The 15,898-nt window shown below is 43.7% G+C and carries 11 protein-coding genes; 10 read left to right on the forward strand and 1 reads right to left on the reverse strand.

Annotated features, from left to right (window positions below; translation table 11 throughout):
- Nucleotides 1-626: 626 nt before the first annotated feature.
- Nucleotides 627-3,965 carry an esterase gene (locus tag ACLD71_RS08605; RefSeq protein WP_411994203.1) on the forward strand — a complete coding sequence of 1,113 codons (3,339 nt, stop codon included), beginning with the start codon at nt 627-629 and terminating at the stop codon, nt 3,963-3,965.
- 214 nt (nt 3,966-4,179) lie between these two features.
- Nucleotides 4,180-5,070 (forward strand): DNA-binding transcriptional regulator OxyR, encoded by an 891-nt coding sequence (gene oxyR / locus ACLD71_RS08610; protein WP_411994205.1) that lies wholly within the window; start codon nt 4,180-4,182, stop codon nt 5,068-5,070.
- Here the strand turns inward: oxyR and ACLD71_RS08615 are convergent.
- Nucleotides 5,067-7,643, reverse strand: a complete 2,577-nt coding sequence (locus ACLD71_RS08615) for a penicillin-binding protein 1A (RefSeq protein WP_411994207.1) — start codon at nt 7,641-7,643, stop codon at nt 5,067-5,069. The genes oxyR and ACLD71_RS08615 overlap by 4 nt on opposite strands.
- Nucleotides 7,644-7,802: 159 nt before the next feature.
- On the opposite strand from ACLD71_RS08615, the gene pilM reads away from it, so the two are divergent.
- The 8 genes from pilM to ACLD71_RS08655 all read left to right on the forward strand — a co-directional run bounded on the left by pilM (nt 7,803) and on the right by ACLD71_RS08655 (nt 15,897).
- On the forward strand, nt 7,803-8,879 hold the full coding sequence (gene pilM, locus ACLD71_RS08620; RefSeq protein ID WP_137673871.1) for a type IV pilus assembly protein PilM: 1,077 nt from the start codon (nt 7,803-7,805) through the stop codon (nt 8,877-8,879).
- A complete protein-coding gene (locus tag ACLD71_RS08625; protein ID WP_411994209.1) occupies nt 8,872-9,447 on the forward strand; it encodes a PilN domain-containing protein in 576 nt (191 codons plus the stop codon). The genes pilM and ACLD71_RS08625 overlap by 8 nt, the downstream gene beginning before the upstream one ends.
- A complete protein-coding gene (locus tag ACLD71_RS08630) occupies nt 9,447-10,043 on the forward strand; it encodes a type 4a pilus biogenesis protein PilO (RefSeq protein ID WP_303515727.1) in 597 nt (198 codons plus the stop codon). Before ACLD71_RS08625 ends, ACLD71_RS08630 begins: the two co-directional genes overlap by 1 nt.
- Complete coding sequence (locus tag ACLD71_RS08635) at nt 10,040-10,567, forward strand: pilus assembly protein PilP (protein ID WP_137673874.1); 528 nt, start codon at nt 10,040-10,042, stop codon at nt 10,565-10,567. The genes ACLD71_RS08630 and ACLD71_RS08635 overlap by 4 nt, the downstream gene beginning before the upstream one ends.
- A 10-nt stretch (nt 10,568-10,577) precedes the next feature.
- Nucleotides 10,578-12,650, forward strand: coding sequence for a type IV pilus secretin PilQ (gene pilQ, locus ACLD71_RS08640; protein ID WP_411994211.1), 2,073 nt, complete (start codon nt 10,578-10,580; stop codon nt 12,648-12,650).
- A gap of 170 nt (nt 12,651-12,820) precedes the next feature.
- Nucleotides 12,821-13,336, forward strand: coding sequence for a shikimate kinase AroK (gene aroK / locus ACLD71_RS08645; protein ID WP_137673876.1), 516 nt, complete (start codon nt 12,821-12,823; stop codon nt 13,334-13,336).
- Between the two features lie 7 nt (nt 13,337-13,343).
- Nucleotides 13,344-14,420 carry a 3-dehydroquinate synthase gene (gene aroB, locus ACLD71_RS08650; RefSeq protein ID WP_411994213.1) on the forward strand — a complete coding sequence of 359 codons (1,077 nt, stop codon included), beginning with the start codon at nt 13,344-13,346 and terminating at the stop codon, nt 14,418-14,420.
- Nucleotides 14,421-14,430: 10 nt separating this feature from the next.
- Nucleotides 14,431-15,897, forward strand: a complete 1,467-nt coding sequence (locus tag ACLD71_RS08655; RefSeq protein ID WP_411994215.1) for an AAA family ATPase — start codon at nt 14,431-14,433, stop codon at nt 15,895-15,897.
- Nucleotide 15,898: the final 1 nt, after the last annotated feature.

Below are 15,898 nucleotides of genomic sequence, written 5' to 3' on the forward strand. Positions count from 1 at the left end.
TACCGGCTTTTTTATTGCTGTAATTTTTGTATTTTCACTATCAATTACTAACAACTCCGCTCTAGTTTGATTGCAGAAAGGCTATAGGGTCTAAAGGGGCTACTGCTGGTTGCTCGGCTTTAAGTCTGAACAAGCCAGGTTAACAAAGTACCGCATAATTAAATTGAATACTTAGCAAGCTAATTGAACGCCATTCGGGCATGCGTCATGTTCACTGTCGCCTTAATACTCTTAATCGTGAAAGCCTGCCTTTATTTCCAAACTATGGCCACAAAATTTCCACCATCGTGCTTTGCATTGAATCGCGCTATCGATTTTACTATTTCGGCTACCAAATGCTATTCACTAACAGAGTTGGTTTAGGTATAAAAATTTAGCCTTGTTGGTTTTTAACAGTTAAGGCCTTGCCTCACAAAATCAGTAGTGACTTTTTAGTCAGCAATGAAGCGTGATGGACTTCACTTACCGTAAGACCACTAAATATATACTTATCAATAAGGTGTTTATGCCTTAGGTGTGCCTTTGCCTCGCACTAAAAAGATAACAAATTTGCAGTTACTAAGGATTTCTTGGCGGCTGTAAACGCAGAGCAAAGTACTGAATAATCGTTATAGTGGGAATAACAAATGCTAACAAAAATTACAGTGAGCAGAGGCTTTATTGGCCTTAGCTCAATTATATTGCTGAACGGCTGTTTATCTGATGATTCATCGTTAAATTGCGCTCCACCCTTAGAACAAAATGCCGAGGGTACTGCTTGTGTCAGTGTTGCTCCTTACCAAGTTCCTTTATTTTTGAAAGGTAGCTTTAGCGGTTGGTCTGCCGAAGAGAAGTTTAAGCTGAGCTTTAATGGCGAAAATTATCACTTAGACAACACTGAATTTACCGCAGGAGTTCATGAGTTTAAGGTGGCCGATGAAAACTGGACCTTAGAGACAACCTTTACAGCAAATATTGATGAGCTAACTCAGCTCAGCCCTAACACCGATTACCCTCTAGCCACTGGCGAAGCAGCTGCGAACATGTCTTTGGTGTTAGAAAATGCAGGTGTTTATGATTTTGTGTTAACGATAGGCGAGGATCTCTCTTCTCCGGTATTTAGTTACAAGGAAGATATACCTCCATTAGCTCAAAAACTCTATATTCGCGGCGGCTTTAATGGCTGGACCAGTGATGATGAGCTGAAGTATTTAGGTGATAACCAATACCAGCTAACTAAGCAAATCGCCCCCGGTAACCATGAGTTTAAATTGGCTTATGCTGATTGGTCGAGCGAGTGGGTGTTGGATGCCGATAATCCGGTGGTGGCAGAGCTAGATAAAGAGTACACCTTGGAGGAAAGTGGCCCGAACAGTAGTTTTTTTGTCACAGAAACAGCTTTTTACCAGTTTACTATCGATGCTATTCAACCTTCTGCACTGGTCTTTAGTGTTACTGAAACCGATGGTAGCGGTGATGTAACCATAGATCCCCATTTAGATCATGAGCTCACCCTTGAGCTGAATTACCCGAATACCATTGATGACGATGTTAGCAAAGCGACGTTTTCAGTTAAAACGGCAGCGGCAGAACTACGCGAATATGCCCAATCAACGACTCAAGATTTACGAGACCCCGGCAATAACTACGTACTTTACCAAGAGCTAGCAGGCCAAGCTAAGGTGCGTACCGGAAACATTGCCTTTGACGGCTTATTTGCGCTGGCCCTAAATGAAACGGTGCAAAACAACGTAAGCGAAATTGTTGATGATAATTACAACGGGGGTGAAGCCATTCCATGTGATTGTTTTGAAACGGGAGCTAAATGGCACTACGTATGGACCAGAGATCTGTCTTACGCTGCTCACTTGGGCTTAGCAATGGTTGATCCTCTGCGTGTTAAAAACTCATTAGAATTTAAGCTGTCACCATACCGCGAAGGGCAAACTAAACCTGCTTATGCAAAAGGATCTGACGACGGTTTACAGATTGTACAAGATACTGGCACGGGCGGAAGTTGGCCAATCAGTACCGATCGCGTTACTTGGGCAATGGGGGCGGAAAAGCTACTGCATAATTTGAGTGGCAATGATCGAACAGCGTTTGTGAACCAAGCATACCCTGCATTAGTTAATACCTTAGAGAATGATCGTGTTGCTGCGTTTGACACGCAAGACGGCTTATATAGAGGCGAACAGTCGTTTCTTGATTGGCGTGAACAAAGCTACGCCAGCTGGATTGTTAACGACATTGCTAGCCTAGGCAGCAGCAAAGCCTTATCAACTAATGTGCTTCACTACCAAGCGATTCAGCTGGCTGCATCGTTAGCCCAAGAGTTGGGGGACAGTGTTGCGTCAGCTAAGTATCTGGGTTGGGCAAGTGACCTTAAAGATGCTATTAACCAAGAGTTTTGGTTAGCTGATAAAGGTTTGTACAGTAGCATTATTGCTGGTCATCAAGATGGCGCAGCCTTATACAAGTTTGATTGGTTAGGCCAAGCTTTAGCGGTGGTAAGTGGTATTGCTGATAGCTCGAGAGCGGCGAGTGTTGTGGCTAATTACCCACACGGAGACTTAGGCGCCCCGGTTATCTTTCCTCAGCAGCCGGGAATTGCTGTTTACCACAATCGTGCGGTTTGGCCATTTGTGACTGCCTATGGGCTAAAAGCGGCGATAAGCTCCAATAATGTTGCGGTGGCCGATGCTGCCTTTGATACTCTGATTCGGGCTGCATCGCTGAATCTGTCGAATATGGAAAACCTAGAATGGTTAAGCCTTAAACCCAATTTATTGGATATCGATAATCCGGGATTATCTGGGCCGGTGATTAATTCGACTCGCCAGCTTTGGTCTGTGGGAGCTTATGTAGGCATGGTGATTGATGGTGTGTTTGGCGTGCAAACGGAAGAGAGTGGCATCAATCTTAATCCGTTTATCACCAGCAAATTACGCCGTACCCTGTTTGCCAATAACAGCACTATTAGTTTACAAGGGCTTACCCTACGTGGTCACAATATTGATGTACAAATCGAATTGCCCGCAGAGAGTGACGAGCCTGGTTATTATCCTGTTCAAAGTGTCAGCTTAAATGGGACAAGCGTTGCTTCTTCAATAGCTTGGTCGGCATTGGCAGACAGTAATAGCATAGTGATTACACTAGGAGATTTAGTAGCAGGAGCTAATGATATTTCTCAGGTAACAGCTGAGGCTCTAGCTAGCCAAGACCCACAAGTGTTTGCTCCATTCTCTCCAGTGATCGAACGAGTATTTTTAGAGGCAGGCAAGCTAGCGCTAGAGATAAGTGATACTCAAAACAACGAGCCAGTAAGTTATCGCATCTACCGTAATGGTGATCAAATTGCCGCTCAACAAGCCTTAGGCGTTTATCTAGACAATATTGCCCCCGAAGCAGGCGTTGCTGCTTGTTATAGCGTAGAAGCAGTATTTAGCGCCTCAGACAATGTGTCGCATCACAGTGTGCCGCAGTGTTATTCATCGGGCCAAGAAATACTGGTGAGTGATTCTCGAGTAAGTAGTAACGTTGCGGCAAGCCCTGCCGATGCGGTGATTGCTCAAGCTTACTTAAAGCAATGGGGTAACCTAGGCGATAGTTTAAGTGTGAGCAATTTACAAATTAGCACCAACGGCAGCTATAACATTCAACTTAAATACCATAATGACCATAACGCGATTAATTTAGGGGTAACTAACGCCGTGAAATGGATGGTGGTTAAAAATAGCAGTGGTGATGTAGTGGCAGAGGGGCCAATTCAAATGCCACATGCGCGTACTCAGGCTAATACTAAGCCACTGGTGTACTCTACACCGCTGCAGGCTGAGTTAGCCATTGGCAGCTACTCACTGGCTTTGTACGATTTTTACAATATGAGTTATTTGGCTGCTAATAGCACTTTTACTGATACTAAAGATGCTGCATTTAACTTGCTCGATATTGCTGCTATTCGAATCCAAGCAGCGGTTAAGTAACCCGCTAGTTATACAGCCAGTAGCTTTGCTACTGGCTGTTTCCCCCATATAGCAATACCTGCCTTTCTGGCTTTTATCTTCATTTAGCTTCTAGTCACTGCTTAGCTGAAGACGCATATTTGATGAACCGACAACTAATGATGGTAAGCTAAGGAAAATGATTAGCTATTGCAGCACTGCGCTAGTGTTCAGCAAAGTTGAAAATGAGAATTAAATGAATTTAAGAGATCTAGAATACTTGGTTGCTCTACAAGAGCTCAAACACTTCCGCAAAGCGGCAGAAAAGTGTTTTGTTAGCCAACCTACCTTAAGCGGCCAAATTGCTAAGTTAGAAGAAGAACTCGGTTTACTACTGATTGAGCGAACATCGCGGAAGGTGATTTTCACCCATGCTGGCGATGAGCTTGCTGCTAAAGCGCGTACCATTTTGCTTGAGGTTAAAGGCTTGAAAGACATGGCAAAAAGCTTCCAAGCACCTATGGCTGGGCCGTTGCATGTGGGTTTAATTCCTACTGTTGCTCCTTATTTGTTACCCAAAATCGTGCCACATATTCGTGAAGAATTTAGTGAAATGGAGTTGTTTCTTTATGAGGAACAAACTCATGTTTTATTACAAAGGTTAGAAGAGGGCGAGCTTGATTGTCTGCTGCTGGCTTATTTACCAGACATGGAGCGTTTTGGCTCAATTGATTTGTTTGATGAACCCTTAATGCTGGCAATGCCAAGCAACCATAAATGGCAGAATCAGCAGGAAGTTCAACTCTCTGAACTGAGCGGTGAGCAAGTATTAATGTTAGAAGATGGCCACTGTTTGCGTGACCAAGCGATGGGTTACTGTTTTGCCGCTGGTGCCAAAGAGGATACTAGTTTTAAAGCCACCAGCTTAGAAACCTTACGCCATATGGTTGCGGCCGGAATGGGTATTACCTTGTTACCTCAACTCGCGATACCAGATACTGAAGAACAAAATGGCATTTGTTATCGCCACTTTAGCTCCCCAGAGCCTAGTCGCCGAATAAGTCTGCTTTATAGAAATAACTCGGTTCGACGACCATGCTTTAATCAGTTAGCTAAACTGATTCAATCTCATACAGAGTTTGCTTAGAACAACTCTTCTTCTTCACTATCAAATACTGAACCTGAAGATGGCTTTACATATTCTTTGGGTTCGGTACCGTTCTCGAAGTACTCAAAGCGAGTTGTATGATCGCTCGATTTGGTCAACAAACCGGTGGTGCGATCAATTCTTACCGTACTTACGTTTTTAGGTGGTGTGAAGGCTTGTTCTGGCACGCCTTCTAAACCTACTTTCATAAAATCGATCCAGGCTGGTTGAGCAGTTCTTGCGCCGAACTCTTTGCCGGTAACTTGGTTCTTGTCTAAATTAGCATTGTACGATGCCTCGCCTAACTCGCGGTTAAAGTCATCAAAACCAATCCAAGATGTCACCACTAAGTCGGGAGAGAAACCTGAGAACCAAGCGTCTTTGGCATCGTTGGTTGTACCCGTTTTACCGGCTATGTCTCGACGTTTAAGTTCTTTCGCAGCTCGCCAACCGGTACCATTCCATCCTGTTTTATGTGCCCAACTACCACCGCCCCAAACGGCACTGTTCATCGCTTGTGAGACCAAAAACGCATTTTCAGCACTAATAATTCTTGGTGCTAAATCATCTTCTTGAGCAAATGAAATATCACATTGTTTTAAAGGATTACCTTTAATATTGAGTAACTTGTTCAAACTAGGGGCGTGCTCAATGGTGTCAAAACAAGAATCACAGGCTACTTTTGGCAATTGCTGGAAGATGATATTGCCTTCCCCATCTTCTATGCGGTCAATGAAATAAGGACTCACTAAATATCCACCATTAGCAAAAGAGCCATAGGCACTGGCAACTTGCATGGGCGTTAACGATGCTGAGCCTAAAGAGAGAGATTCGTTGCGCGGTAGCTCGTTTGCTGGGAAGCCAAACTTGGCTAAATGTTTAATAACGGCATCTATACCTAAGTCTCGCATTAAACGTACTGAAACAACGTTTTTGGATTGAGCTAAAGCCACGCGCAGACGGATAGGGCCATCATAAACAGGCGGGGAGTTTTTCGGGCGCCATGCCACTCCCATTGCCTTATCCCAACGGTTAATAGGCGCATCGTTCTCTAATGTGGCTAAGGTCATACCCTGTTCAAAAGCTGCCGAGTACAAAAATGGTTTTATATTTGAGCCTACTTGACGGCTGGCCTGAGTGACTCGGTTAAATTTGCTTTGATTAAAGCTAAACCCACCCACTAAGGCCTCTACAGCTCCGTCTAATGGAGAAATAGCAATTAGTGCTGCGCCAGCATCCGGAAGCTGAGAAAGTGAGTAGCTGCTTGCTAGAGGCTGATTCTCAGATTCATTGCTGTTGCTAGCTTCTTTGTCTGCGGTGGCTAGGTTATCGGCGATTGCTTCTACCCATACTACATCACCGGCAGACAGTATCTCACCGGCTAACTTAGGCGCAGGGCCTTGGCGAGTATCAGTAATAAACCGACGTGCCCATTTCATATCATCCCAGGCGATTACACCAAGCTTTCCACCTTTAACTAGAATATTTGCGCTGTTGTCAGTAGTCGATATTACTGCTGCAGCACGTAGTACACCGTAATTGGGTAAACTGGCGAGTTGTTTGTTTATGTCTTCTTGGCTTAACGCTGGTTCTTGGCCTTTCCATAGCTGTTTAATTGCGCCGCGAAAGCCATGGCGTTGATCGTAACTTTTAAGGTTTGTTCGTAACGCGTCGGTTGCGGCATTTTGTCGTTTGGCAGTCACGGTGGTATACACATCCATGCCGGTTGTGTATGCATCTTCGCCAAATTGCTCGAGAATTTGCTGACGAACCATCTCGGCCAAATAAGGCGCAGCGAGGCTGATTTCAGCGCCGTGATAAGTCGCAGTAATCGGTGCTTGATTCGCTTCATCAAAGCTTGCTTGATCAATATAGCCGGTTTCTAACATACGGCCCAATACCACACGGCGACGGTCGCGGGCACGCTCTGGAGAGCGAATAGGGTTTAACGCAGAAGGAGCCTTGGGCAAACCCGCAATAACCGCTATTTGCGGTAGTGTAAGCTGATCGACTGTTTTTCCGTAATATACTTGTGCAGCGGCGCCGACACCAAATGAGCGATAGCCCAAGGGGATTTTATTGAGATATAAAGCAAGAATTTCATCTTTCGATAATTCCTGTTCAATCTTAATTGCTAAAAAGATCTCCTTGATCTTACGGATGTAGGTTTTTTCTCGGGTTAAGAAAAAGTTACGCGCTACTTGTTGAGTTATAGTACTTGCGCCTTGGCTTTTTTCGCCGGTTGCGATCAAGTTTACTGCAGCCCGAGTAATACCAATTGGGTCAATACCTGGATGTGAATAGAAGCGGGCATCTTCGGTAGCCAAAAATGCTTGCAGCATTTGTTCGGGAACCTCATCAATTTGTAAGGGAATGCGGCGTTTCTCTCCAAATTGGGAGATTAACTCGCCATCCGCACTAAATACTCGCATGGGTGTTTGTAGTTGCACATCTCGTAAAGTTGTCACGTCGGGCAACTGAGGTGCAAAATAAAAATATAATGCAGTGACTGCTGCTAGCCCAAGGCTAAACCCTAAGAAAATCAAAAATAACAGTCTTTTAAGCCATTTCATTCCGAATTTTGCACTCTGTATCTAAAGAATCGCCGATTATATCGTCAAATTGTGACCTGTTTCGACAACTTTCTTAATAACTATTAGCACCTAAATCAATAACCCGTTATTCTGCAATCACAGGTAACTGTTTAAATTTAAAAAGATAGTTGGCGAGTCATGGTACTAGGGATAGGTAAAAAATCATCGACTGCTTTGTTAGGTATCGACTTTGGATCTGCCACAATTAAGGGCTTATTGCTTTCAAAATCCTCAAAAGGGTTGAAAGTTGAGTCTGTGGCCGAAGTAGATACACCAACAGGCGCGTTAGTCGATAACCAAGTTGTTTCTCCGGAAGAGATTACTGAATCATTACGCGAATTGAAGCGAAAGCTTCCATCGCGTAGTCGCCAGGTGGCGACAGCTGTAGCAGGTAGCCATGTAATTACTAAAGTAATTTACATGGACAGTAGTTTGTCAGAATTAGAGTTAGAGACTCAAGTTGAGCTTGAGGCTGAAAACTCTATTCCATTTCCAATCGATGAAATTAGTCTTGATTTTGAAGTATTAGGTATTAACGAAAGTGAGCCTAATCGAAATAATGTGTTGTTAAGTGCTGCCCGCACTGAGGCTGTAAGCATCCGTGCTGAGGTGCTAACCAATGCTGATTTTGAAACCAAAATTGTAGATGTTGAATCACATGCTTTAGGGCGTGCTTGGAACTACGTGCTTAACCAGCAAGACGAAGAGTTTGATGAAAGCAAAATTATCGGTTTAGTTGATATCGGTGAAACTACTTTAAACTTTGCCATTTTGGATAAAGGTGAAGTGGTATATAACCGAGCACAAAACTTTGGTGGCGCTCAATATACCCAACAAATTGCGAGTTTCTATAGTCTTAGCTTAGAAGAAGCGAAAGAGATGAAAGTAAGTGGTCGCTTACCGGAAAACTACGAAATAGACGTATTTGCTCAGTTTGTTAGCGGTATTATTCAAAACGTACGCCGTCAGGTGTCGTTATTTTTAAGCTCCAGTGGTTATAAATCTTTAGACGCTATCGCAGTTAGTGGTGGTAGTGCTTTGTCTGATGAACTGATGTTTCAGATGCAAAGTGATCTAGAAGTGCCCGTAATTAAAGCTGCGCCGTTTAATGATTGTCAGTTTGACCGTTCGGTTGACCGCGAAAAACTTCGTCAAGAAGGCGGTAAATATATGGTTGCGCTGGGTCTAGCTTTAAGGAGTTTTGATAATGTCTAACATTAACTTACTTCCTTGGCGCGATGAGGTTAAAACTAAACAAAAGCGTGAATTTTGGATTGGCTTAGCATCTGCTGCGGCTATTACGTTGGTAGCGTTATTGGGTGTGCAGGGTTACTACACTAACCTTCAAGACAAACAAACTGCGCGGAATCAGTTTCTTGAAAAAGAAATTGCCATTCTTGATCATCAAATTGGCGAAATTCGCAAAATTAAAGAACAGAAGAAAAGTTTGAAAGAGCGGATTGCATTGATTCAAACTTTGCAAGAAAGCCGCAACGTTCCCACTAGAATCTTTAATAACCTGCCGTTAATTGCCCCTACTGGCATCTATTTGGATAGCTTAGCCTTTAGAGACCAAGCAATTAATTTAGATGGTAAGAGTGAGGCGAACTACCGAGTGGCTAGCTTGATGCGCAATATTGAGCAAAAAGTGTGGCTGGGTAGCCCTAGTATTCGTTCTATTGTTGCTTTACCAGGTAAACAAGCGGATATGGAGCTCAGTAAGTTCCAACTTAACTTTGCGGTAAAACTTGGTGTTCCTGAAGAAAAAAAGGAGGCTAAGTAATGGATTTACAGCAGTTAAATGAACTCGATTTAGAGAGCATTGGTACCTGGCCTAAAGTTGCAAAAATTATTTTTGGCTTGGTGGTGTGTGGTCTGCTTTCTGCGGGCTTTTATTATTACCAAATTGCAGACGAGCAAAAAGAGTTAGTGAAACTTGAAGCTAAAGAGCAAGACTTACGCTCAAAGTTTGAAGTTAAAGCCGCTATTGCTGGCAACTTACCCATTTACCAAAAGCAAGTAGAAGAAATGCGCGTGGCATTTTCATCTTTGCTTAAACAGCTTCCAGAGAAACATGAGATTCCCGGTTTGCTGGATGAACTTAGCTTTATTGGTATTGATAATGGCTTAGAGTTTCGTCGCATTAATTGGGAGCCAGAAGTAGAACATGAGTTTTCTACTGAGCTACCAATTAAGCTGGAAGTGAGTGGTACTTACCATCAATTAGGTGCTTTTGTCAGCGCTGTTGCAGCGCTTCCTCGGATTGTTATTTTGGATAACATCACCATGAAAAAACAAGGTGATGGCGGAACATTAAGTATGGCGATGTTAGCCAAAACTTACCGCTATAAAGAAAAACCAGCGCCGAAGGGGAAATGATGAGAGCTATAGCTATTGGATTGACCCTGCTTGCATTAGTGGGTTGTGAGGCATCTCAAGATGACTTGCAACAATATGTAATGGAAGTGAAGGCACGGAAAGTACCGGTTAAGGAAGATGTTCCAGAAATTAAACCTTTTGAGCATTTAGCTTATCAAGCGACTGAACGACGAAATCCGTTCACTAGCCCAAGGGCTGAACTTGCTGATACCACCTTAAACACAGAGAAAGAGTGTACTGTTACACCAAGCATCACGCGTCAAAAGCAATCGCTTGAACAGTTCTCTTTATCCAGTCTCACTATGCGTGGGATTCTGGGTGACGGACCAAGCCTATGGGCTTTGGTTGAGGCACCTGGTGGCGAGCTGTATCGTGTTAAAGAAGGTTACTATTTAGGCTTACATCACGGCATGATTGTGAAGGTAAGCGATGTAGGTTTGGATATTCAAGAAGTTGTTTCAGACGGCGAAGGCTGTTGGAACGAAAGAACTACTCAGCTTTCGCTCTCGAAAGTTGATCAATAGGGAAATAGGCATGAAGGGAAAGATGCTGCAAGGAGTATACAAAAGCGGCTTGCTGCTGGCTGGTGTGTTTTGTTGCATAACACAAGCTTGGGCAAATGCTCAGTTAATTCAACTAAACACTAACCCAATGGTGAAAGGAGCGGTGGAAATAGAGTTACTTTTCGATAAGCCTATCGAAAATGTAAATGACCACCTCGAATATTCGCCGAATCAGTTGGTTATTGATGTTGCTAACGCTAGCTCTGCATTAAAAATTAACCCTCTACCCATTGAAGGTGGTGGTGTTAAGCAAGTTCAAAGTTTGCAAACTGAGTCAGGTTTGCAGCTGGTACTAGCTTTAGAGCGATTGGTGCCTTACCAGGTAAGCAAAGACTCAAAAAGGGTATTAATTAAACTTGGTGCACTGCCAATTGCGGCAGCGAATGCGCAAAGCTCTGTTGATGATGCTTTTGAAAATGCTAGCCGTGTTGAGCACGCCACCATTAATACCGTTGAGGGGATAGACTTCCGCCGCGGTAAAGGTGGTTCAGGCCAGGTGATGATTGATTTGAATAACAGTTCAATCGCTGCCGATATTAAGCGCCGAGACAACAGTCTAATTGTTGATTTTTACAATACCGATATTGCTGAAGAAAATGTTTATGTCATGGACGTAAACGATTTTGCTACACCAGTAGAAAGTGTAGAAGTGTTTAAACATGATGCTAAGGTACAGCTTAAAATCGCCATTGATGGTGACTTTGATTACCGTTATGACCAATCGGGAGAATTGTTTTTAGTTGAAGTTAAGCAGCTTGAACCTGAAGAAGGTGCCAAGGTTGAGTATCAGGGTAAGCCTATTTCCCTGAACTTCCAAGATATTCCTGTGCGTACGGTGCTGCAGCTAATTGCAGACTTCAACAAGCTTAACTTGGTTACCACGGATTCGGTACGCGGTAACATTACCTTGCGTATGGACGATGTGCCTTGGGAGCAAGCGCTAGACATTATTTTGAAAGTAAAAGGCTTAGATAAGCGCTTAGATAACAATGTATTGTTGATTGCGCCAGCCGCTGAACTTGCGGAGCAGGAGCGTCAACAGCTTGAAAGTGCTCAACAAGTGGCTGATCTAGCACCGCTTTACTCAGAGTATATTCAAGTTAACTATGCTAAAGCTGCAGACTTATCAGCCTTGCTGAAAAGCGAGCAGGCTTCAATGATGTCAGAGCGCGGTTCGGTTGCGGTTGATGATCGTACTAATACCTTGTTGATTAAAGATACTGAAGAATCACTAAATAACATCAAAGCGATGGTTGAAAAACTGGATATTGCGGTTAAGCAGGTCGTGATTGAAGCGCGCATGGTGACGGTAAGTGACGATGTTAGTGAAGAGTTAGGTATTCGCTGGGGGGTGACGAGTTCTGGTTCCGCTGGCAGTGGTACAGGTATTACTTCAGGTACTCTAGAAGGCGCTGACGATGTACTCGCTGGTAACATCCCAGACTTGGATGACCGTTTGAATGTGAATTTACCAGTGGCAGATCCTGCTGGTTCAATCGCCTTCCAAGTGGCCAAGTTAGCCAACGGGCAAATTCTTGATTTGGAGCTTTCAGCTTTAGAGCAAGAAAACAAAGGTGAAGTGATTGCAAGCCCACGCATTACTACTGCAAACCAAAAGGCTGCGTACATTGAACAGGGTCGTGAGATTCCTTATGTAGAAAATGCTTCTAGTGGTGCTACCTCGGTTACCTTCAAAAAAGCGGTATTAAGCTTACGTGTAACGCCGCAAATCACGCCTGACGGTAATGTAATTCTTGACCTAGTTATTACTCAAGATTCAGAGGGTGATGCGGTACTCACGCCTACAGGACCAGCGGTTGCGATTAACAAACAAGAGATTGGTACTCAGGTACTGGTAAAAAATGGTGAAACCATCGTATTAGGTGGTATCTACCAACAACAAAATGTTAATCGAGTGAAGAAAGTACCTATTTTGGGTGATGTTCCAGGCTTGGGTTACTTGTTCCGCACGACTACTGAGAGTGTTAACAAGAATGAGTTACTGATATTTGTAACGCCTAAAATCTTGCTAGACACCTTATAAACAAGCCTTTTAGTCACTCTCAGGTCGAGTCATTCGATTTGAGAGTGATTTTGCGGTTGCCAAAGTCCCCTCCATACTGAGATAATCCCGCCCTGATCTTTTTACTAAGGTTTGAACATCACGTGCCCGCATTGCCGGGAGAAAATAGACAAAGACAAATTTGAAGAAGCATGGCTGAGAAACGAAATATCTTCCTTGTAGGACCAATGGGTGCTGGGAAAAGCACAATCGGGCGTCATTTAGCACAGCAATTACACTTGCAATTTTACGACACAGACCAAGAAATTGAACGCCGCACCGGTGCCGATATCGCTTGGGTGTTTGACGTAGAAGGCGAGGCCGGTTTTAGAGTTCGTGAAGAAGGCGTTATTGACGACCTATCTCAAGAACAAGGCATCGTGTTAGCAACGGGTGGTGGTTCTGTTATTAGTAAAGAAAACCGCAATCATCTTTCTGCGCGCGGTATCGTAGTTTACTTAGAAACCACTATCGATAAGCAGTTTGCGCGTACTCAACGTGATAAACGTCGCCCATTACTTCAAACTGATGAACCTAGAGAAGTATTGGAAAATTTAGCGGGTGAGCGTAATCCCATGTACACCGATGTGGCCGATTACACCGTTAAAACAGACGATCAAAGTGCCAAAGCAGTGGCCAATCAAATCATCGAATTATTAGGATTCTAAAATAACAATGGAATGTTTGACGGTTGCTCTTGGTGAGCGTAGTTACCCCATTACTATTGGCCAAGGTTTATTAAACCAAGCTGATTTATTTAGTTCAGCCATCTCCAGTAAAAAGGTTATGGTTGTCACTAATACTACGGTAGCACCACTATATTTAGAGCAACTACTGGCTTGTTTAAGCGGCTACACCGTAGATGTAGTGAGCTTGCCAGACGGTGAGCAATACAAAAACTTAGACACGCTAAATCAAATCTTTTCAGAGTTGTTAGCTCAGCAACACAGCCGAGATACCACTATTGTGGCGCTTGGCGGTGGAGTGATTGGTGACATGGCAGGTTTTGCTGCTGCGTGTTATCAACGAGCGGTACCCTTTATACAAGTACCTACGACCTTATTGTCACAGGTTGACTCTTCGGTGGGGGGGAAAACAGCGGTAAACCATCCGCTGGGTAAAAACATGATTGGTGCATTTTACCAACCTAAAGCGGTGATTATCGACATCAATTGCTTAGCTACGTTGGATAAGCGTGAGCTAGCAGCAGGCATGGCTGAAGTGATTAAGTATGGCATTATATATGATGCTGATTTCTTCAGTTGGCTTGAAGATAATCTTGATCAACTTATGAATTTAGACCCTGCTTTAATGACGCGTGCTATAGCTCGTTGTTGTGAAATTAAAGCCGAAGTTGTTGCTAAAGATGAGACTGAGCAAGGTATTCGAGCGCTCCTAAACCTTGGGCATACCTTTGGTCACGCTATTGAAGCTGAACAAGGTTATGGGGTTTGGTTACATGGCGAAGCTGTAGGTGCTGGCATGGTAATGGCCGCAGAAACAGCTGAACTGGCTGGTATGATCGATAAAACGCTTGTTGAGCGTATGCGTAAGCTGATTGAACGAACGGGTTTACCAATTGTACCGCCGCAGAACATGGGCTTAGCGCAGTTTATTCCCCATATGATGCGTGACAAGAAAGTATTAGACGGAAAACTACGTTTAGTACTACCTAGCTCTATTGGTACAGCAGAAGTAGTTGATACAATTACTGAAAGTGATATAAAAACAGTTATCAATCGATTTCAATAAGGCAATTTGAATGGTGGAAGTGCGGCGCGATGCCGAGTTTGCGCAATTGCAAAGTCAATTACGTTTGCGCGATAGACTTATCACCCAAATTCGCTTTAGTGCTAAATTCATTTGTGTAACGGGTGAGACGGGCTCAGGAAAGTCATCTCTTGCAACTTCGGTATTAGAGCGTGCTCCTTTTGCTAATCACGCTTTTGTTACCGCTGCTGCCGATGAAGGCGGCCGACTGCGTCGCGATTTACTCCAACAGTTACTCAAAGACCCTCTCTTTAATCAAGACGATCCGCTATTTGATAGCTTCCAGCGCAATGTAAAAGAAAGCGCTGCGCCCTTGGTTGTGATAGTGGACAATGCACAGCACTTGAGCGCGGATATACTCAAAGAGTTAGTCGAGTTTTATCAACACTACAATCAACTTTATCATCACGATATGTCGCTGCTGTTGCTTGCAGAAAGCGGCACAGAGTTTAATGCGCAATTGGATGCGCTAAACAATGACGTACTGTATTTTGATGTCTCTCCGTTAAACGAAAGTGAAGCATTTGAACTCGCTTCACTATTGTTTAATCGTGCAGACTATGTGGCTGAGTTTGAAAATCAGCAAGCCATTGAACAACATATAGCCTCGGCGAAAGGAAATCCTAGTCTAATTTATCAATTTGTCGATCAAATCGTTACCGGAGATATTCCCATGTCAGAAGCAAGCAGTCCTAATCGTAACAAGCTCTATTTGGTTATCGCGGTGGTGTTATGTGCAGCAGTCGCGGGTTTACTGGTACAAGTTATCAATGATTGGGGCGGCGATGGTGATAATAACGACAGCCGTATCGCACTTGCCTTGATGGAAGAGCCGACCTTAGCTAATGGTAGTTCACCAAGCCAAAGTGCTGCAGATACAACGTCGAGCAGTTCAAACCTACTCGGGAGTCAAGTCGAGACCGCCGAGCTCCCGTCTCAAGATTTACCGGAAGAGCTTGATATTAGTTCGCAAAGCAGTAGCGATGAGCTACGAGTAATTGTTGAAGACGACGTAGTTAATAAACTATTGGCTGAGCAAAACGAGCCTAAAGCTGACACAGGCCAAGTGACAGAGATTAAAGATAACGACAACTTACTTGCAGAGCTGCCCGAAGAGGCCGTTAGCCCAAGCTTTGAAACGATTGAAAACAGTGACGTAGCAATTAAAGTTACGGATGTTAAAGCCCTGTTAGAAGCTAAGCCAAGTAAGCATTACACCTTACAGCTAATGGCGCTGAATAACCGCGAGAAAGCCCAACAGTTTGTCTCTGCGCGCCAATGGTCACATGACGTTTGGGTTTATCGCTCAAGTGCTAACCCCAACGTACCCTATAAAATTATTTACGGTGACTTTGCTACTCGCGAAGAAGCCCAAGCCGCTCGCACAAGTTTAAAACAGCAAAATCTAGATTCATTGATTAAGCAATTTAAACAGGTACAGTTTGAATTGACGCAATAGA

Source organism: Agarivorans sp. DSG3-1 (genome assembly GCF_046774965.1).
Lineage (GTDB): Bacteria > Pseudomonadota > Gammaproteobacteria > Enterobacterales > Celerinatantimonadaceae > Agarivorans.

Bases quoted from the DNA above. Each gene is read 5' to 3' on its own strand.
- ACLD71_RS08605 (WP_411994203.1), top strand. From the start codon at position 627: ATGCTAACAAAAATTACAGTGAGCAGAGGCTTTATTGGCCTTAGCTCA.
- oxyR (WP_411994205.1), top strand. From the start codon at position 4,180: ATGAATTTAAGAGATCTAGAATACTTGGTTGCTCTACAAGAGCTCAAA.
- ACLD71_RS08615 (WP_411994207.1), bottom strand. From the start codon at position 7,643: ATGAAATGGCTTAAAAGACTGTTATTTTTGATTTTCTTAGGGTTTAGC.
- pilM (WP_137673871.1), top strand. From the start codon at position 7,803: ATGGTACTAGGGATAGGTAAAAAATCATCGACTGCTTTGTTAGGTATC.
- ACLD71_RS08625 (WP_411994209.1), top strand. From the start codon at position 8,872: ATGTCTAACATTAACTTACTTCCTTGGCGCGATGAGGTTAAAACTAAA.
- ACLD71_RS08630 (WP_303515727.1), top strand. From the start codon at position 9,447: ATGGATTTACAGCAGTTAAATGAACTCGATTTAGAGAGCATTGGTACC.
- ACLD71_RS08635 (WP_137673874.1), top strand. From the start codon at position 10,040: ATGATGAGAGCTATAGCTATTGGATTGACCCTGCTTGCATTAGTGGGT.
- pilQ (WP_411994211.1), top strand. From the start codon at position 10,578: ATGAAGGGAAAGATGCTGCAAGGAGTATACAAAAGCGGCTTGCTGCTG.
- aroK (WP_137673876.1), top strand. From the start codon at position 12,821: ATGGCTGAGAAACGAAATATCTTCCTTGTAGGACCAATGGGTGCTGGG.
- aroB (WP_411994213.1), top strand. From the start codon at position 13,344: ATGGAATGTTTGACGGTTGCTCTTGGTGAGCGTAGTTACCCCATTACT.
- ACLD71_RS08655 (WP_411994215.1), top strand. From the start codon at position 14,431: ATGGTGGAAGTGCGGCGCGATGCCGAGTTTGCGCAATTGCAAAGTCAA.